We start from the raw sequence: 16564 nt of genomic DNA, 5'->3' as shown, positions 1-16564 counted from the left end.
ACCCAAACGAGCTACAGCGGTTGGCTGTTGACCATGCCCAGCACACCGCCCGGCAAGCCGGACACTCTCACCCTGGCCCCGGCACCTGCCCCCAACGCCGACGTCGAGCGCCGCAGGAAGCTCTTCGACCGACGCCGGACCACACCCGGCGCCACCCGGAGGTTCGTCGCCGAGACCCTTACCCAATGGGGCCGGACCGAACGCCTCGACGACGTCCAGCTGTGCGTCTCCGAACTCGCCACCAACGCCATCCTGCACGGAGCCCCCTCAGGTGGACTGGTGCTGGTGCGCATCACCCTCGCCGACACCCAACTCCGCATCGAGGTACACGACAGCGGCGACGCCCCACCCCACAGACGACACGTACCAGGCACCGCCGAGACCGGCCGCGGCCTACTGCTCGTCGCCGCCCTCGCCGACGACTGGGGCATGGAGGAACGCCAGGGCCCCGGCAAATGCGTGTGGGCCGCCTTCCAGCACAGCACGGTGCCAGCATGCTGACTCCCGCCAGCACCAGATCCCTCACGATCTCCGCCGGGCTGATCACTTCCCTGGCCACCGTCACGTGGCTGGACACCGCCCCGACCGGCGCCACTCTCTGCTGCCTCCTGCTGGTGCCCCAGCCACCCCGCAGCCGCTACGAGACGCAGATGGTAGTCGAACAACGCATGCGGACGATCGCCGAAGCCCTCCACCTCGGCCCGGCCACCGCGCCCCCGCCAGACATCGGGTCACGCCTGCGCCCGATCACACCCACCGAGGTCGCCCTGCGCTTCGACAGCACCCCCTACCGCAAGCGCATCCCGGCAGGCCCTTCCTGGACGCTCCTGCTCGGCCGACGAACCCCGGTGGCCCTGATCCTCGGCCTTGACCCGCTCGCCCGCAGCGCCACTCCGGCCGAGATCGAGAGCTACCTCGACCTCGGCGCCCTCCACCAACGTCTCCTCTTCGGCCACACCCGAACCGAATGAACCCCAACCCACTCCAGGGGGACTTCCCGTGACGACTCACCCGGTTTCACCGAACACCGTCCTCGCCAACGCCCTCCACCGGGCCGAGGACGTCCTGACCCCGCGCATCCTGGCCGCCCCGCCGGAACGGATCGTGCTGGTCGTCGGCACCCAGATCAACGGCGCCCCGCACATCGGCACCTCCCTCGTCCAGTCGCTGGCCTTTGCCATGGCCGCCCGCCTGCGTGACCGCTTCGGCTTACCTACCGAGGTCCTCTTCAGCGCCCTCGACAACGCCCCATACGAGCTGGCTACCGACCCAGTGACCGGCCACCGTTACCAGCGTGCCTACGCCCAGGTCCTCGGGGAACAGGCTCTTGGCGATCTCGTCTCAGCCCTCTACCAGCCCCTGTTCACCGCGCTGTCGCGGCGCCTGGGCATCCCCTTCCGGGTCGAGACCTACACCCAGCAGCAGGCCGGCGAGCACTTCCGCCGCACCTGGCTGCGTCTCCTGCCCCGCCTCGACGCAGCCCGCTGGTGGCTCGCACCGTCCACCGGCACCCCGCACCTCCGCATCCCTTGCCCGCACCCCGGCTGCGGCTGGGCCGAGAAACACGCCGAACGCACCCGCGTCCACCTCACCGACCACGAGGCGGCGCAAGTGGCCGCCGTCTGCCTCCACCACTGTCCCTACCGGGCCACCATCACACCCGACCCGACCGGGGGCTCCTACCTGGACCTGGCCACCCTGTACCGCAACTTGGTCAAGGAACTCGCCCTGTCCAGCCCCCAAGGCACCCTGCACGTCATGGTCAAGGGCGGCGACTGGGTCTTCGGCTCTCACCTGGTCGACGAGGCCCTCCAGGCCGTCGGCCTCACCCACGGACAGCTCCCGGCCCGCCTGTTCTGCCCCCAGGTCGTCACCCACACCGGCGCCAAACTGTCCAAGTCACTGATCCGCGAAAGCCGCGCTCCGTTGCCCGCCGGCACCGCCAACTGGATGCTCGACACCCAGGACTGGCCCGGCACCATCGCGGAGTACACCGAGCGACTGCTGGCCATGACCGATACCTTGCTGTCCGACCCCCGCCACTTCTTCCGCTCGTACTCGGCCGCCGAGATCGGCCGCATGATGACCGCACCAGCCACCAGGAGCATCCCCGTCCCATGAGCGACACCACCGCCCGCGTCCGCGAGCTCAACCTCTACCGCCATTACTTCGACCTCGTCGCCGCGGGTACCAAGACCATCGAGGTGCGGGTGAAATACCCGCACCTCGCCGACCTCGCCGCTGGTGACACCATCCGCTTCCGCGTCAAGGGCACTGATGAGACCTGCGAAGTGAAGGTCAAGCGGGTCACCGAGTACCCCGACTTCGAGACACTGCTGGACGGCGAAGGCCCGGCCAACGTCAACCCCACCGCGACCCGCGAACAGCAACTGGCCAACATCCGCGCCATCTACCCGCCCGAGAAGGAAGCCCTGGGCGCCCTCGCCATCGAGATCACTCACGTCTGATCGCCACAGCTCTGGCGGGTCTTCCGACAGGAAGAACACGGTCTACAACACTTGCAGCACGGGGTGAAAGCCACCTGTCCTGATCACATGTGACATGCCACGTCTGGCGTAATGGGCGCTTTGGGTCGGTCGGCCGCGTCACTCTGGAAGGGTCGATCACGGTCGTGTCAGGAGCCCTGTGTACGGATCGCGTAAGCGTTTGAGCGGATCGGCCACGACCGCCGGACGGCCCCGAGCGTTTCGGGGCGGGCGCCGCATCCGCGGCACGAGGTGAGCAGGGACACGGTGACCGGGACTTTGAGGACACCGGTGCAAGGGCGCGGCGATGACACAGGGTGAGCGGCGGCCGGACAACGGCATGATGGACCGCTCGGAAGGGTTCGGTGAGCGGCTGCTGGGGGTGCTGCTGGACCGAGCCCACGAGATGCCGCCGCAGCTGATCGCACCGCTGATCGCGGAAGAGGTGGCCAGGGTCGGTGGCCGCGACGTCTCGATCCTGCTGCAGGACTATGCCCAGTTGGTGCTGGTGCCGCTGCCGGGTCGGCGGCTGGTGGTCGGCGAGCCTGAGCCGATTGATGGCTCTCCCGCCGGCACGGCCTTCCTGCAGGCGACCACTGTCGAGGTGCCGCAGTCCGACGGTGTACGGATGTACCTGCCGTTGCTGGACGGCAGCGACCAGGTGGGAGTACTCGCCCTCACTCTGGACGCCGTCGATGACAACGACCGGCGGCTACTGCGCAGGCTGGCCAGCCTTGTCGCCGACATGCTGGTCACCAAGCACCACTACACAGACCAGTTCTTCCTGGCCCGGCGCCGCGAACCGATGAGCGTGGCCGCGGAGATCCAGTGGTCCCTGCTGCCGCCGCTGGCGATGTCCGTCCCCCAGGCAGAGGTGGCCGGCATCCTGGAGCCCGCCTACAGCGTCGCAGGCGACAGCTTCGACTACGCCCTGAACGAGGACATCCTGCACCTGGCCATGGTCGATGCGATGGGCCACGGCCTGGACGCCGCCACGATGGCGACCGTCGCCGTCGGGGCCTACCGGCACGCCCGACGTGCCGACATCGGCCTGTCCGAGATCTACGCGTTCATGGACCGGGCCATCGCGGATCAGTTCGGGCTCGACCACTTCGTCACCGCGCAGATGATGCGTCTGAATATCGCAACGGGCCACCTGCAGTGGGTCAACGCGGGCCATCCCGCACCGCTGCTGATCCGCAATCACCAGGTCGTCCGGCAACTGACAGGCCCGACCACCCTGCCGGTCGGTTTCGGCGGTGAAGAGCCCCGGATCAGCGAGCAGACGCTCCAACGCGGCGACCGGGTGCTGTGCTTCACCGACGGCCTGATCGAGGAACACGAAGCCGGTGAAGAGCAGTTCGGCGAGGAGCAGCTCATCCACTGGGTCAACCGCATCGAACACACAGAGAAGGGAGTACGCGCGGTGGTGCGCGCACTCTCCCACGCTCTGATGCGGCAACGGGGCGGCCGCACCAGCGACGACGCGACACTCTTCCTGATCGAATGGCGCGGTGGCGCCGCCGACCACCTCACCCTCCTGGAGTGAGCCGACAGCCGCACCACCAGGGCCACGGCCGACGGCACGCACACCGGGCCCCCTTGCCCGCGAACGCCCTACCGTCAGAGCCGACTCCGCGATCCTCCTTGGGCGGGTTCACTTCTCTGCGCGGTGCCACGTCCATGGCCGCCGCTGCCGGGGGCGGCCGAAGGGCGAAGTCGCCATGCGATCACCGTGGCTCGCAGTGAACAGCTGAATCACGATCGCACCCAAGGCGGTCCTGACGAGGAGCACGCTCACCGTCGCGACGGTGTCCATGCCTCTCACGTGCCTTCTGCCGAGGTCGGCACGTGGCCGATGACCGCTCCGGTAGGGGTACGTGCGTCGTGTCCGCCTTCGGAGTCCCAGACCGCCTCCCGGAGCGAGTCCCAGGCGGCCGCTGCCTCTGCCGCGGTGCGGAAGCGTTCGGCCTCAAGGATCAGGCCGGTCGCCGTGAGGCTCCGCGACGGGTCGGTGGCCGTGGCCATCATCCGGGCCGCGGTGGCCGGCTCCGTCTCCGGTGGGATCACCAGCAGGTCCCAGCGGCCGACGGTGTAGGAGAGCAGCAGCAGCTTGTGCGGGTCTTGCTCGGCCTCGAACCAGCCGACGTGTACCACGTGCCCGTGAACGGGCACCTTTCGCGGGATGACCGGCCAGAACGTGGGGTTCACCGTTACCCGGGTGATCCGCCCCCACAGCGGGTCGAGGACCTCGATGAGCGCCGGAAGCTCCGCGTTCAGGTCGCGGGAGCGGGGCCACCAGGCACCGTCGATCAGGGCCGGAGCGGTGTCGGCGGGTGCCAGTACGAGTCGGGTGGGCAACGAAGAAGGGGTCCGCTCCTCGACCGCGGGCGTCAACAGAATGGTCGCGGTCATGATGCGGACCCAACCCCGGGCCGGTCACGGCCGGCCCGGTTGTCATGAATCGCCGAGAACGACCCCGGCGTGGAACCGGTGTACGAGATGCTCTCGGTAATCACCAGGATACTCCTCGCCCACGCCCGGCGGACCGATGGGGAGCGACGGGCTGAACGAAACACGAGGGACACCTCCCACGCAACACAGCCAAGGAGTGCTGGACCAGGGCATGCGTGCGGTCGGGCGTGAGACCGGTCTGGCAACCGGCATACGACACACCCCTGGCGCCTTCAGCCGGCCCCACCGGTATCGACAGCCGCTTCGCAGCATGCGGCGTCGTCTCCACAGCCGCCCCGGCCTGTGCGGAGTACCGTGGACAACACCGAGGGCATTTCGCACACCGGCTTCCACGTCGGGGTCGTTCTCGGCGAGAGATGAATCCCGGGGTCGCCGCGAAGGCGGCCCGGAGACGGGTCCGCATCATGTCGGCGACCTTGCACCAACCCCTGCCACAGCACGAGCCCGTCGCAGCCCCGGCCGCGCGTCTCGCGCTGAAGAGCGACGGGCCGTCCCGCGGCCTCCTGGACGGTGCCTGGTGGCCCCGCTCCCGGGACCTGCTGAGCGAGCTGCCCGCACTGACCGATGTGCTGGACCCCCTGTGGGGCCGCATCACCCGCATCGCCGTCAACCCGAAGTACTGGCCGGTCATCCCGCACGACATTCCCGTGGACGGTCATGTCGTCAAGGCCGGCTGGTTCACCCCGGAGATCGACCCGCACAAGCTGCTGCTGCTCTCCTATGGCACCGGCCGCTGGGATCTGCTGGTCATCCCACCCGAGACCGGGGCGGAGTCGGCGGCCCGCCTGATGGCGGCCGCGTCCGACTACGACGGTCCGCCGCTGACCGCGAGCGCGCTCATCACCGCGGACGAGGCCCGGCACGCCGTTTCCGCGGCCGACCGGCCACTCGATCGGGACGAGGCATGGGAGTACGAGGGCGGCGCCTCCTCGACCTCCGCGGCCGTTCCCGCACAGGCCGGTGGCGTCAGCCGCCTGATCATCGGCATGTGAGACGGCCGTCATGAACACCTTCCTGACGACCGCCGCCTTCCTGGTCCTCATCGCAGCCGCGGCATTCGTGATCCACCGGCTCAACATCGAGCACGCGGAGAGAATCGCCGTGCACCGGTACAGTCGCGCCCTGCCCGGCGGCCCGCGCCGCGGAACCGACGCGGCACAACCTCCTGCGGGACCAGCACTGTCCAAGTCGCCGACCGCCGGCGAACGACGTGACCACCGCGACGGGGGCCGCGGCCGCTTCCCAGCGCGCCGCCGCCGCAACCGCACCACTCACCACACATGACGAGGCGACGTTCCCGGCCTCCGCGCACCGACTGCCGGCGCGGGCCCGTATCGACGGGCTTCGGCCCCGCCTCACAAACGACGCAGCCATGTGCAGGGATCTCGACCGGCGGGTCCCCGCACCACGTGGCCATGGGCCTCGTGCCGAGGAGCAGCACATGCAAGTCCCGATCGTTCTCATCGTCGTGATCGGCCTCTTGGCCGTCCTGGCCCTCGCCCTGTCCGTGAAGGTCGTCAAGCAGTACGAGAAGGGAGTGCTGCTCCGCTTCGGCCGACTGGTCGGAACACGCTCCCCGGGGCTGCGGTTCATCATCCCGTTCGCCGACGTCCTGCACCGGGTGTCGCTGCGGGTCGTCACCATGCCGATCCAGTCCCAGGGCATCATCACCCGCGACAACGTGAGCGTCGACGTGTCGGCCGTCGCCTACTTCCGGGTCGTCGACGCCGTGAAGTCGGTCGTCGCCGTCGAGAACGTCAACACGGCGATCAACCAGATCGCCCAGACCACCCTGCGGAAGGTCGTCGGCCGGCACACGCTCGACGAGACGCTGTCGGAGACGGACCGTATCAACCTGGACATCCGCCAGATCCTCGACGTCACCACCGTCGACTGGGGTGTGCAGGTCACGCTGGTCGAGCTCAAGGACATCCAGCTGCCCGACACCATGAAGCGCGCCATGGCCCGCCAGGCCGAGGCGGAGCGGGAGAAGCGAGCGAAGATCATCAACGCGGAGGGCGAGTCCCTGGCCGCGGCCGCGCTCGGTGACGCCTCGGACACCATGATGGCCCACCCCCTGGCGCTTCAACTGCGCAATCTCCAGAGCCTGGTGGAGATCGGTGTCGACCAGAACACCACCGTAGTCTTCCCCGCCCCCCTCATGAGCACGATCGGCGAGCTCGGCTCCTTCCTCGCCCGGGAAACCGCGGCCGCCGCACCTACCGCGTCTACGCCACTGGCCGGCGCCGGCCGCACCGCCAAGTCCGTCAGCCCGGCCGACGACGCTCCCGACACCGCAGCGTGACCCGACTGCCACCATCACTGCATCCCGCGGTGATGGCGCGGCCGAGCGGTCCGTGCCACCGGGACGGACTCGTGGCCGACGCCTGTCGTGCGCACCCTTCGGACATCGGCTGATGATGGAAGTACGGCCGAACACGCGGAGCTGATCATGACGGGTTGGCGGGTCAGGGACTACACCCAGGACGATCTCGAAGCGGTGATCCGAGTCGACATGGAGAGCGGCACGACCGAGGAGCCGCCGCTCTTCCCGCTCTCGGACGCCGTGACGGCTCTCCAGGCCCGCCACCCGGCTGTGGTGGCCACGGCCGACGACGTGCTGATCGGCGCCGCGGTGAGCAGGGTGGAGGGCGAACGGGCATGGATCCTGCGCATCTGCATGGCGCCCGCCTGGCGGCAGCGCGGGCTGGGCAGTGCCCTGGTCACCGCCCTTGAGCAACGGCTCTTCGCCGCCGGCGTCCGAGCGGTGCACGCCGTCCTGCCCGAGGGCGAGACCGGTGCCACCGCCCTTCGCAACTGCGACTTCGGCGCCCGCCCTGGGCTGGTCTTCTTCGAAAAGCGCGGGCCGGTGACCCCGCAGTCGGCCGGCACGCTGTCCTCGCTCGGAGCGGAGCTGCCGCCAGGGGGACTGTGGCAGAAAGTCGCGGGCATGCAACGGGAGAAGCAGCTCATCGAGCGGCGCCTGGTCCTGCCGCTGGCCCATCCCGAACTGGCCGCCCAGCACGGAGTGGAACTGCCACGGGCGGTGATGCTGTTCGGCCCGCCCGGGACCGGCAAGAGCACCTTCGCGCACGCGATCGCCAGCCGCCTGGTATGGCCCTTCCTCGAACTGTTCCCCGCCCGTCTTGCCGCCGAGTACGGCCTGGCGACCGGGCTGAACCGACGTTTCGAGGAGATCGCCCGGCTCGACCACGTCCTCGTCTTCATCGACGAGGTCGAGGAGATCGCCGGCGAACGCGGCGGCGCGGACGCGACCGCTGTCGGCGTCGTCAACGAACTGCTCAAGGCGATCGTCCGGTTCCGAAGCCAGGACGGACGGCTGCTCGTCTGCGCCACGAACAACGTGACCACGCTCGACTCCGCGTTCCTGCGGCACGGCCGCTTCGACTACGTGCTGCCGATCGGCCCTCCCGACCACACCGCCAGGACCGCACTGTGGGAGAGCTACCTGGCCCGAGCGGGCGCGCGGGCCGACAGCGCGGCACTCGCGTCCGCCAGCGAGGGGTTCACCCCCGCCGACATCGCCCACGCGGCGCGCACCGTCTCCCAGGCCCAGTTCGAGCGCACCTTCGACACCGGAACCCGGACCACCCCCACCACCGACGACTACCTGGACACCATCCGCGACACCAAGCCCACGGTCAGCGCCGCCATGGCCCAGGAATTCGCCCAGCAGACGGAGAAGTTCGCCCGCATCTAGCATCCAGGCCGATGGGGAGTCGGTCTGCGGCGGATGTGTCAGGCCGGCGTAGACGGCGTGTCGCCGCCCGTTTCGATGAGGATCTGCCTGGCCTCGGTGACGTTGTCCGCCCGGACGGCCCGGGCCATCGCGGCGCGTGCCGCGTCGGGCGACGCGTCCGGAGGGACCAGCAACAGAGAGAAAAGGTCCCCTTCGCCTCGGGTGATGAGGACGGTGTCGTCACCGACCGGGAAGGAATCGATGTGCACGACTCGGCCGTCGACCATCACCCGGGTCGGCAGTCCGTCCCAGGCGCTGCCGTCCAGACCGACACGGGTGACAGGCCCGAGATGCTCGGTCAACGCGGAGATCAGCGAGGGGAGCTCGGCACCGATGTCCCGGGACCGCGGCCACCAGGCACCGTCCAGCATTCCCTCGCGTGCGTGCGTCGTCTCCAGCCTCAGCAGGGCCGTCCCCGGTCTCACCGACCGGTGAACGGCGTCCGGCAGGAGCCTGGGGAGGCCGGGGGTGTCTGAGTCGGCCATGATGTCCGCCCGTCCACAGAGCAGTGCGACCGCAGAGCATGCGCCCGCGATACGACCCTGCAACCTCACCGTACTCCGCACGACGCTCGCGCGAGCGCCTCGCCGCACGGCGCGGTTACGGAAACAGGCAACGGCTCCGGCGTATACCCGCCGGAGCCGCCCTTCCGGGTCATTGCACGTGAGCGTGCACCGACCCGCTTCCCACGTTACGCCAAAGGGATGAATCCGACGCGACCAATCCTTGCGAAGGTTCGCTTCGGCCGAGAAGCCGACGCGGCGACTCAGCCGCGCCCTTCCTCTTCCGTCTCCATCTGCCGGATCCCCTGGTGCGTCAGCGTGATCATCGCGGGCGTGTTGCCCCTCCCCCAGTCCACGACGACCCAGCCTTCGCCCGCCAGGTACATACAGGCAGCGGCCATGTCCTGCTCAGGGATACCGAGGTCGTTGCGGAGCTTCGCCCCATCGACGCCCAGGAGGCGATTGCCCTCGGCGGCTTGGTACAGAGCCTGCATGATCCTCTCGCGGTACGTCTTCCGGTCTCGCAATATCGCCATGACGCGCCTTCCTCTACTGCCCTCGGTCGGGCCGAAGTCGATGTCATCCGCGGTCGCCGTCGCGGTGGGTCGCGGCGGAGCGCCCGCGTCCACCGCCGACCGACGGTGCCTCCGGGGCCGACGCCCGATCCCCGGCAGAACATCGCTGTAGTGGAAGGCAGCGATCCGTTCGTCGTGCTGACCATTGAGCTGGTGGATCAGAACGACTCCGACGGCGACCAGAAGGAGCAGTACGGCCACGGCGATGACAGTCATGGTTCTCTCACCTCCGCCGACCGCCGAGCGAAGGCCCTGTCGAGCCGATGGGCCGGGGCAGGGACGACGGCCGACCCGCTCCGCCGTCGGTCTCCCACGCTTCTTCCCTGATCCGGGCGGCGATCCTTTCTGCTGCTTCCTCGCGGGCCGGGACATCGATGCCGCCGCCCGCCATCAGCTGCGCGGCGGCATCCGCACCGGTCTCCGGCGGAAGCACCAGCACGTCCCGGCGGCCATCGGCGGAGAAAAAGGTCAGTCTGTGCGGATCCTGCTCCTCGGTGGACCAGCCCACGTGCACCGTGCGCCCGGCCACGGACACCCGACACGGGATGACGGGCCAGTGGGCAGGGTTCACCGCGATACCTGTGATGCGGCCCCAGAGATCACCCAGGGCGGCTGTCAAGGGTGGCAGCTCACGGGTGAGGGCACGGGAGCGAGGCCACCACGTGCCGTCCAGCCCGCCCGGCGCGGGCGTCAGGGACAGCCGAGCCGGCTGCGGCGGCGCGCGCCAGCTCGATGTCGTACGGTCAATGGTCACGGCCATGGCGCGGACCTGTCCCCGGGCTCGTGGGTGCGGCCCGGCATTGTCGATCACCGGAAACGGCACCCGCAGCGGAGCCGGTGCGCGAAGGACTCCCGGTGCCTTCACACTACTCCGCTCACCGGCCCGAAAAGCCCGGGATGACCAGGTAGTTTCCTGCCTTCGGGGCCTGGTCGCCGGTGCCGATGCCGGTCAGAGCCAGTCCTTGCGCTTGAACGTCAGATACAGCAATGCGGACAGGAGCACGATGACGGCGGCGGAGGTGATGAATCCCGACTCGCGGCCGAAACCGGGATAGGGGAGATTCTGGCCGTAGTAGCCGGTGATCGCGGTGGGAACGGCGATGATCGCGGCCCAGCTCGTCACCTTCTTCATGATCAGGTTCATGCTGTTGGCCTGGACCGAGAGGTTCGTCTCCATGACCGAGGCCACCAGGTCCCGCAGTGATTCCGTCCACTCGGTCGCACGCAGCACGTGGTCGTAGACGTCCTGGTAGTACGGGACGAGAGGGTCGGTGATCAGATGCAGGCCGGGGCGCATGAGCCCGTTGACCACCTCGCGCATCGGAAGCACGACGCGGCGCAGCTGGACGAGCGACTTACGCAGTGCGAAGACCCGGCGCTGCACGGCTTCGATCTCGCGGCGCCCGGCCGCGAAGAGCAGGCCCTCCAGCTCCTCGATGCTGTCGTCCAGTTGCTGGACCGCGGCGAAGTGTCCGTCCACGAGATGGTCGAGCAGACCGTGCAGCAGGAATCCGACGCCGTGGCCGGCCAGGTCCGGGCTCTCGTCCCAGCGGGCGACGACGTCCTCGATGTCGAGGCCGTCGTCCTTGCGGACGGTGATCATGGCCTGACTGGTGAGGAATACGGCGATCTCGCTGTACGTCAGCTGCGCACCGTCCGGGCTGACGGTCACGGCATAGGCGCTGAGGAACTCGTGGGTGCGATAGCGGTCGAGTTTCGGCCGCTGCCCACGCTGCGCGGCATCCTCCAAAGCCAGTTCGTGGATGCCGAACTCCTGACCGAGCATGGTGAACTCGGCGTTCCTGGGCCGGTACAGGTCCAGCCACAGGACCGACGCCGGATCAGCGAGATGCGCAGAGACGTCACTGGCGGGAAAGTCCTCCAGGACGAGAGTGCCGTCGTGATACAGCCGGGTGCGCGTCACCATGGCCCGAGGCTAGTCTCTTGCGCCTCGACCATCCCGTTTCGTCCCGATTGCCAGCGCGGCAGGCTCTGGAGATCACCGGCGGTCGGCACAATCCGTGACACGTCGGCTCCGGCCCGCCAAGGGTACGGCGTCAGCCGCCTATACCCCCGGGCCGGGACAGCAGTCCGCACACAGTCCGCAGGACACCCGCTCAAGACCGTCGCGCCCCATCGCCACCAATCACCAAAAGGCCAGGTCAGCGCCCCACAGGAATGATCTCCGCAGGTCACCGACCTGGCCCGCTACTAGGAGACCAAGAAGGCCTGAGGGTTCTTCTTGGCGCGAAGGGCCCGGTCGGACGCCGACCGGGCCCTTCGTCGTGTCCCGCCGGGCCTCGGCGGACGTGCGCTCCCCGGTGTCGGCGCCCTGTGCGAAGCTGTGGGGCGTGACCCTGGAGGACCTGAGGCGGCTGCGGCGCGTGCGCGACCGGATGGACCGTGAGTACGCCGAGCCGCTCGACATGGCGGAGCTGGCCCGCGGGGCCCTGATGTCCCCCGGCCACTTCCAGCGCAGCTTCCGCAAGGCGTTCGGCGAGACGCCGTACAGCTATCTCATGACCCGCCGGATCGAGCGGGCCAAGGCCCTGTTGCGGCGGGGCGACCTCACGGTGACCGAGGTGTGCCTGGCCGTCGGCTGCACCTCGCTCGGCTCCTTCAGCTCGCGCTTCACCGAGCTGGTCGGGGAGACACCGAGCGCCTACCGGGCGCGTTCGCACGAGCCGGCCGCGGTGATCCCGTCGTGTGTGGCCCGTACGTTCACCCGCCCGCGGCGCCGGCTGTACTGAGCCGTTCGCTCGCACGGCCGTCGGCGCGGGCCTAGCGTGACCCCATGGACGTGAAACTCGCGACGTGCTTCATCGCCGTGGACGACCACGACAAGGCCCTCGCCTTCTACCGCGACGTGCTGGGCCTGGAGGTCCGCAACGACGTGGGCTTCGAGGGGATGCGGTGGGTGACCGTCGGCTCGCCGCACCAGCCGGACGTGGAGATCGTGCTGGAGCCGCCCGGCGCCAACCCGGACGCCTCCCCCGCGGACAAGCAGGCCCTCGCCGAACTGCTCGCCAAGGGCATGCTGCGCGGTGTCATCCTGTCGACCGACGACTGCGACGCCCTGTGGGAGCGGCTGCGCGAGCACGGCGCCGACCTGCTGCAGGAGCCGACGGACCAGCCGTGGGGCGTGCGCGACTGCGCCTTCCGGGACCCGGCGGGGAACCTGCTGCGCTGCATGCAGCGCCCCGCGGGCTGAAGTCCCGCGGGCTCAAGTCTCGCGGGTCCAAGTTCCGCGGGTTCAGGTCTCGTGGGTCCAAGTTCCGCAGGCTCAAGTCCCGCGGGTCCATGGGTGACTTCGCGCCTGTGCTCGCCGTCGCGGACGTTCGCCGGGCGTACGCCTTCGTCGAGCGGTCCGCCGGCCTGCCGCCCGGGGCACGCGCCTTCCGGACCGCAGTCACCGGCGCCCGGCCGTCCGGACCCCGCGGTGCGCGAGAGCGCCCCTGGGGGGTGATGCGCGAACCGGCGGGCGGCACCCGCCGCCTCGCCGGCCGCTACCCCGCGACCGGGGCCCGCCGGACCGCCCCTCAGAGCCGCGACCCCGACGCGCCGCTCCAGGGCTCGACGTCCACCACGGCGGCGACCGGCAGCGGACCGTACACGTGCGGGAACTCCTCGCCGTCCGGCTCGACGGCCTCGTACCTCACCGGCACGTCCACCCGGGCCGGGTCCACGACCAGGACCACCAGCTCGTCCGGGCCGTCGTAGTCGCCGTAGAGGAAGCCGGCGATGCGCGGGAGCTGTTCCCGGGTGGAGAAGTGGAGGAAGCCCTCCTCCTGCAGGGTGCGGCCGCGGGTCGACACCTCGTAGGTGCCGCGCTCGCGCGCCGCCTCCCACAGGGAGCGCTCGGTGATGTGGAAGACGCGGGGCAGTTTCGGCATGGGCCCACGGTACGACCGGCCCCGCACCGTGAGGGGACGTGCGGGGCGGCCTGGCCGGAGACCCCGGCTCCGTGCGGGGTCAGGAGCCGCACGGGCCGGGGCCTCCGGGTCCTTCGCCGCCACCGGGCGCCGGCAGCGGCAGCGTCCTTCACCGCCGCCGGGGCCGGCAGCGGTCAGCTGCTGCGCCGGGTCACGAACTCGGCGAGGGCCAGCAGACCGCCCGCCGTCTCCGGGTCGGGGACCGCGCGGGCCAGTTCCTGCATCGCGCGGGCCATCCGGTCGGCCGCCTCGGCCTGCGCCCAGTCCCGGCCGCCGGCCTGCTCGACGGCCAGCGCCGTCCGGGCGATGCCCTCGGTGTCCCCGGTGACGTACGGCTTTCCGTACAGCGCCGCGAGTTCGGCCGCCGCCGGGGCGCCGGAGCAGAGGGCCGCCACCACCGGCAGGGACTTCTTGCGGGCGGCCAGATCGGCGCCCGCCGGCTTGCCGGTGTGCCGGGGATCGCCCCATATGCCGATGACGTCGTCGATGAGCTGGAAGGCGAGCCCGGCCTGGCGGCCGAAGCCGTCGAGCGCGGCCACCTCCGCCGCCCCGGCGCCCGCGTACAGCGCGCCGAGGGCGCAGGCGCAGCCCAGCAGCGCGCCGGTCTTCGCCTCGGCCATGGCGAGGACCTCGTCGAGGGTGACCTCGTCGGGGGCGCGGTGCTCCAGGTCCGTGTCGGTGTGCTGGCCGGCGCACAGCTCCACGACACAGGCCGTGAGCCGGGCGGCGGCCGGTCTCGCGGCCGGGTGCGGGTCCTCGGCGAGCAGCCGCAGGGCGAGTGCCTGCAGCGCGTCCCCGGCCAGGATCGCGTCGGCGACACCGAACACGGTCCAGGCCGTCGGCCGGTGCCGGCGGGTGGGGTCCCGGTCCATCACGTCGTCGTGCAACAGCGTGAAGTTGTGCACCAGTTCGACCGCCGCCGCGGCTCGGACGGCTGCCGACCGGGCCACCGGACCGCCGAGCGCGGCGGCCGCGGCGAGCACCAGCGCGGGCCTGATCGCCTTCCCCGCGTGGCCCGCCGCCGAGGTGCCGTCCGCCTGCTCCCAGCCGAAGTGGTAGCGCGCGATCCGGCGCATCGAGCCGGGCAGCGACTCGACGGCCGTGCGCAGCTCCGGGTCGACCAGCGCCCGGGTCCGCTCCAGGAGCGCCGTCGCCTCCTGACCGTCGGACGGGACGGGGCCGGTGTCGCCGGTCCCCCGCCGCTCCCCCGGTGTGCCGGGGCTCGGCACACCGGGCGAACGCCGCTCGGGCTCCGTCATGAACTCGCCCATGTCTCCCCCTCCGCCGGGTCCGCGGGCACCGGCGTCGCCGGACCCGCTGGACACGTACCCCGAGGGTTTACCCCCGGCGGTGGCCGGGGACACGGCCGCGACGTGCGAAAACGTCACCTCCACCGGCCGATCTCGACGTTCTCCAGCACGCCGAGCGCGTCCGGCACCAGCACGGCGGCCGAGTAGTAGGCCGTGACCAGGTACTTGATGACGGCCTGTTCGTTGATGCCCATGAACCGGACGGACAGGCTGGGCTCGATCTCGTCCGGGATGCCGGACTGCCTCAGGCCGATGACGCCCTGCTCGTCCTCGCCGGTCCGCATGGCGATGATCGAGGTCGTGCGGGCCTCGCTGATCGGGATCTTGTTGCACGGGTAGATCGGCACACCGCGCCAGGTCGGGATGCGGTTGCCGGCGATGTCGACGGTCTCCGGCACCAGCCCGCGCTTGTTCAGCTCGCGCCCGAACGCGGCGATCGCGCGCGGGTGGGCGAGGAACAACTTGGTGCTGCGGCGGCGGCTGAGCAGCTCGTCCATGTCGTCCGGGCTGGGCACGCCGTCGTGCGGCTGGACGCGCTGGTCGTACTCGCAGTTGCTGAGCAGGCCGAACTCGGGGTTGTTGACCAGCTCGTGCTCCTGGCGCTCCTTCAGCGCCTCGACGGTGAGCCGCAGCTGCTGCTCGGTCTGGTTCATCGGCTGGTTGTACAGGTCGGCCACGCGCGTGTGGATGCGCAGCACGGTCTGGGCGATGCTCAGCTCGTACTCGCGGGGCCGGGGTTCGTAGTCCACGAAGGTGTGCGGGATGTCGGGCTCGCCGGAGTGGCCGGCCGCCAGCGCGACCTCCTTCTCGCCGTACTTGTTGGTGCGCTGCGCGGGGATCGCGCGCACGTGTTCGAGGTGCGCGCGCAGCGAGTCGGAGCGCTCGGCGACCTGCTCGAAGTCCTGGCGGCCGAGGATCAGCACCGTGGTGGCGGTGTCCGCGCGGACGGTGTACTCCCAGATGGCGTCCGGGTCGAGCAGCGCCTGGTCGCCGAAGTAGGCGCCGTCGGCCAGGACACCGAGCACCGAGTCGTCGCCGTACGGGCCGGTGCCGACCTTCTCGACCCTGCCGTGCGCGAGCAGGTAGACCTCGTCGGTCCGGTTGCCGAAGTCGGCGATCACCTCGCCGGGCGCGAAGTCCCGCTGGCGGCAGCGCCGGGCCAGCTCCGTCAGCACCTCCTCGTCCTCGTACGACCGCAGCGCCGGCAGCTCGCCCAGTTCGGCAGGGACGACCTCCACCTGGTCCCCGGTCTTGACGAAGGTGATCCGGCCGTCCCCGACGGCGTACGTCAGCCGGCGGTTCACCCGGTACGTGCCGCCCTGGACGTCCACCCAGGGAAGCGTGCGCAGCAGCCAGCGGGAGCTGATCTCCTGCATCTGTGGAACGGACTTGGTGGTCGTGGCCAGGTTCCGCGCTGCCGCCGTCCCGAGGGACTGCTGCGGCCTGCCCTGATCCGTGCGGACCTCTTCGCCTACCGACATGTGGAAACGCCCTCCCGTGTATGCCCGGCGCGAAATCACAGC

The 16564-nt window shown here is 70.3% G+C and carries 19 protein-coding genes; 11 read left to right on the top strand and 8 right to left on the bottom strand.

The window, feature by feature from the left end; genetic code table 11:
- Positions 1–33: 33 nt before the first annotated feature.
- The 5 genes from ACLU3S_RS12450 (at position 34) to ACLU3S_RS12430 (ending at position 4035) form a co-directional block, all read left to right on the top strand.
- Positions 34–501 (top strand): ATP-binding protein, encoded by a 468-nt coding sequence (locus ACLU3S_RS12450; RefSeq protein WP_413951844.1) that lies wholly within the window; start codon positions 34–36, stop codon positions 499–501.
- On the top strand, positions 495–971 hold the full coding sequence (locus tag ACLU3S_RS12445; RefSeq protein ID WP_190013160.1) for a hypothetical protein: 477 nt from the start codon (positions 495–497) through the stop codon (positions 969–971). The genes ACLU3S_RS12450 and ACLU3S_RS12445 overlap by 7 nt, the downstream gene beginning before the upstream one ends.
- A gap of 28 nt (positions 972–999) precedes the next feature.
- Positions 1000–2121, top strand: a complete 1122-nt coding sequence (locus ACLU3S_RS12440; RefSeq protein WP_413951843.1) for a hypothetical protein — start codon at positions 1000–1002, stop codon at positions 2119–2121.
- Complete coding sequence (locus ACLU3S_RS12435) at positions 2118–2468, top strand: ASCH domain-containing protein (RefSeq protein ID WP_190013158.1); 351 nt, start codon at positions 2118–2120, stop codon at positions 2466–2468. Before ACLU3S_RS12440 ends, ACLU3S_RS12435 begins: the two co-directional genes overlap by 4 nt.
- 325 nt (positions 2469–2793) lie before the next feature.
- Positions 2794–4035: a PP2C family protein-serine/threonine phosphatase gene (locus ACLU3S_RS12430; protein ID WP_413951842.1), complete on the top strand. Its 1242-nt coding sequence runs from the start codon at positions 2794–2796 to the stop codon at positions 4033–4035.
- A 275-nt stretch (positions 4036–4310) separates the two neighbouring features.
- Here the strand turns inward: ACLU3S_RS12430 and ACLU3S_RS12425 are convergent, their stop codons facing one another.
- The gene (locus tag ACLU3S_RS12425; RefSeq protein WP_190013156.1) at positions 4311–4901 is read right to left on the bottom strand and encodes a DUF5994 family protein; all 591 of its coding nucleotides are present in this window, start codon (positions 4899–4901) and stop codon (positions 4311–4313) included.
- A 476-nt stretch (positions 4902–5377) separates the two neighbouring features.
- Between ACLU3S_RS12425 and ACLU3S_RS12420 the strand changes: the two genes are divergently transcribed.
- The 4 genes from ACLU3S_RS12420 to ACLU3S_RS12405 all read left to right on the top strand — a co-directional run bounded on the left by ACLU3S_RS12420 (position 5378) and on the right by ACLU3S_RS12405 (position 8682).
- Positions 5378–5953 (top strand): DUF5994 family protein, encoded by a 576-nt coding sequence (locus ACLU3S_RS12420; RefSeq protein WP_413951841.1) that lies wholly within the window; start codon positions 5378–5380, stop codon positions 5951–5953.
- Between the two features lie 10 nt (positions 5954–5963).
- Complete coding sequence (locus ACLU3S_RS12415) at positions 5964–6245, top strand: hypothetical protein (protein ID WP_190013155.1); 282 nt, start codon at positions 5964–5966, stop codon at positions 6243–6245.
- Positions 6246–6402: 157 nt separating this feature from the next.
- Complete coding sequence (locus ACLU3S_RS12410) at positions 6403–7266, top strand: slipin family protein (RefSeq protein ID WP_190013154.1); 864 nt, start codon at positions 6403–6405, stop codon at positions 7264–7266.
- Positions 7267–7413: 147 nt separating this feature from the next.
- Positions 7414–8682, top strand: coding sequence for an ATP-binding protein (locus ACLU3S_RS12405; protein WP_190013153.1), 1269 nt, complete (start codon positions 7414–7416; stop codon positions 8680–8682).
- Between the two features lie 38 nt (positions 8683–8720).
- Here ACLU3S_RS12405 and ACLU3S_RS12400 read toward each other — a convergent pair whose 3' ends face one another.
- From ACLU3S_RS12400 to ACLU3S_RS12385, 4 genes are all read right to left on the bottom strand, one after another.
- Positions 8721–9206, bottom strand: a complete 486-nt coding sequence (locus ACLU3S_RS12400) for a DUF5994 family protein (protein ID WP_413951840.1) — start codon at positions 9204–9206, stop codon at positions 8721–8723.
- A gap of 281 nt (positions 9207–9487) precedes the next feature.
- A complete protein-coding gene (locus ACLU3S_RS12395) occupies positions 9488–9760 on the bottom strand; it encodes a hypothetical protein (RefSeq protein WP_067135309.1) in 273 nt (90 codons plus the stop codon).
- Positions 9761–10022: 262 nt separating this feature from the next.
- Positions 10023–10559: a DUF5994 family protein gene (locus tag ACLU3S_RS12390; protein ID WP_413951839.1), complete on the bottom strand. Its 537-nt coding sequence runs from the start codon at positions 10557–10559 to the stop codon at positions 10023–10025.
- A gap of 189 nt (positions 10560–10748) precedes the next feature.
- Positions 10749–11726 (bottom strand): magnesium transporter CorA family protein, encoded by a 978-nt coding sequence (locus ACLU3S_RS12385; protein WP_413951838.1) that lies wholly within the window; start codon positions 11724–11726, stop codon positions 10749–10751.
- A 424-nt stretch (positions 11727–12150) separates the two neighbouring features.
- Between ACLU3S_RS12385 and ACLU3S_RS12380 the strand changes: the two genes are divergently transcribed.
- Together ACLU3S_RS12380 and ACLU3S_RS12375 are read left to right on the top strand one after the other, a co-directional pair.
- Positions 12151–12549: a helix-turn-helix transcriptional regulator gene (locus ACLU3S_RS12380; RefSeq protein WP_413951837.1), complete on the top strand. Its 399-nt coding sequence runs from the start codon at positions 12151–12153 to the stop codon at positions 12547–12549.
- A gap of 44 nt (positions 12550–12593) precedes the next feature.
- The gene (locus ACLU3S_RS12375; protein ID WP_413951836.1) at positions 12594–13010 is read left to right on the top strand and encodes a VOC family protein; all 417 of its coding nucleotides are present in this window, start codon (positions 12594–12596) and stop codon (positions 13008–13010) included.
- A gap of 328 nt (positions 13011–13338) precedes the next feature.
- Here ACLU3S_RS12375 and ACLU3S_RS12370 read toward each other — a convergent pair whose 3' ends face one another.
- From ACLU3S_RS12370 to ACLU3S_RS12360, 3 genes are all read right to left on the bottom strand, one after another.
- Positions 13339–13692 (bottom strand): DUF952 domain-containing protein, encoded by a 354-nt coding sequence (locus ACLU3S_RS12370; RefSeq protein ID WP_413951835.1) that lies wholly within the window; start codon positions 13690–13692, stop codon positions 13339–13341.
- Between the two features lie 173 nt (positions 13693–13865).
- Positions 13866–15002: a family 2 encapsulin nanocompartment cargo protein polyprenyl transferase gene (locus ACLU3S_RS12365; protein WP_413951834.1), complete on the bottom strand. Its 1137-nt coding sequence runs from the start codon at positions 15000–15002 to the stop codon at positions 13866–13868.
- A 113-nt stretch (positions 15003–15115) separates the two neighbouring features.
- Positions 15116–16522 carry a family 2B encapsulin nanocompartment shell protein gene (locus tag ACLU3S_RS12360; protein ID WP_413951833.1) on the bottom strand — a complete coding sequence of 469 codons (1407 nt, stop codon included), beginning with the start codon at positions 16520–16522 and terminating at the stop codon, positions 15116–15118.
- Positions 16523–16564: the final 42 nt, after the last annotated feature.

This window comes from Streptomyces sp. AF1A, assembly GCF_047340315.1.
GTDB lineage: Bacteria > Actinomycetota > Actinomycetes > Streptomycetales > Streptomycetaceae > Streptomyces.
This window is presented reverse-complemented; position numbering and strand designations above follow the sequence as displayed.

What these genes read in the sequence shown, in the direction of transcription:
- ACLU3S_RS12405 (WP_190013153.1), top strand. Translation starts at nt 7,414, where the DNA reads ATGACGGGTTGGCGGGTCAGGGACTACACCCAGGACGATCTCGAAGCG.
- ACLU3S_RS12445 (WP_190013160.1), top strand. Translation starts at nt 495, where the DNA reads ATGCTGACTCCCGCCAGCACCAGATCCCTCACGATCTCCGCCGGGCTG.
- ACLU3S_RS12375 (WP_413951836.1), top strand. Translation starts at nt 12,594, where the DNA reads ATGGACGTGAAACTCGCGACGTGCTTCATCGCCGTGGACGACCACGAC.
- ACLU3S_RS12400 (WP_413951840.1), bottom strand. Translation starts at nt 9,206, where the DNA reads ATGGCCGACTCAGACACCCCCGGCCTCCCCAGGCTCCTGCCGGACGCC.
- ACLU3S_RS12360 (WP_413951833.1), bottom strand. Translation starts at nt 16,522, where the DNA reads ATGTCGGTAGGCGAAGAGGTCCGCACGGATCAGGGCAGGCCGCAGCAG.
- ACLU3S_RS12370 (WP_413951835.1), bottom strand. Translation starts at nt 13,692, where the DNA reads ATGCCGAAACTGCCCCGCGTCTTCCACATCACCGAGCGCTCCCTGTGG.
- ACLU3S_RS12410 (WP_190013154.1), top strand. Translation starts at nt 6,403, where the DNA reads ATGCAAGTCCCGATCGTTCTCATCGTCGTGATCGGCCTCTTGGCCGTC.
- ACLU3S_RS12395 (WP_067135309.1), bottom strand. Translation starts at nt 9,760, where the DNA reads ATGGCGATATTGCGAGACCGGAAGACGTACCGCGAGAGGATCATGCAG.
- ACLU3S_RS12425 (WP_190013156.1), bottom strand. Translation starts at nt 4,901, where the DNA reads ATGACCGCGACCATTCTGTTGACGCCCGCGGTCGAGGAGCGGACCCCT.
- ACLU3S_RS12390 (WP_413951839.1), bottom strand. Translation starts at nt 10,559, where the DNA reads ATGGCCGTGACCATTGACCGTACGACATCGAGCTGGCGCGCGCCGCCG.
- ACLU3S_RS12385 (WP_413951838.1), bottom strand. Translation starts at nt 11,726, where the DNA reads ATGGTGACGCGCACCCGGCTGTATCACGACGGCACTCTCGTCCTGGAG.
- ACLU3S_RS12450 (WP_413951844.1), top strand. Translation starts at nt 34, where the DNA reads ATGCCCAGCACACCGCCCGGCAAGCCGGACACTCTCACCCTGGCCCCG.
- ACLU3S_RS12430 (WP_413951842.1), top strand. Translation starts at nt 2,794, where the DNA reads ATGACACAGGGTGAGCGGCGGCCGGACAACGGCATGATGGACCGCTCG.
- ACLU3S_RS12435 (WP_190013158.1), top strand. Translation starts at nt 2,118, where the DNA reads ATGAGCGACACCACCGCCCGCGTCCGCGAGCTCAACCTCTACCGCCAT.
- ACLU3S_RS12365 (WP_413951834.1), bottom strand. Translation starts at nt 15,002, where the DNA reads ATGGGCGAGTTCATGACGGAGCCCGAGCGGCGTTCGCCCGGTGTGCCG.
- ACLU3S_RS12415 (WP_190013155.1), top strand. Translation starts at nt 5,964, where the DNA reads ATGAACACCTTCCTGACGACCGCCGCCTTCCTGGTCCTCATCGCAGCC.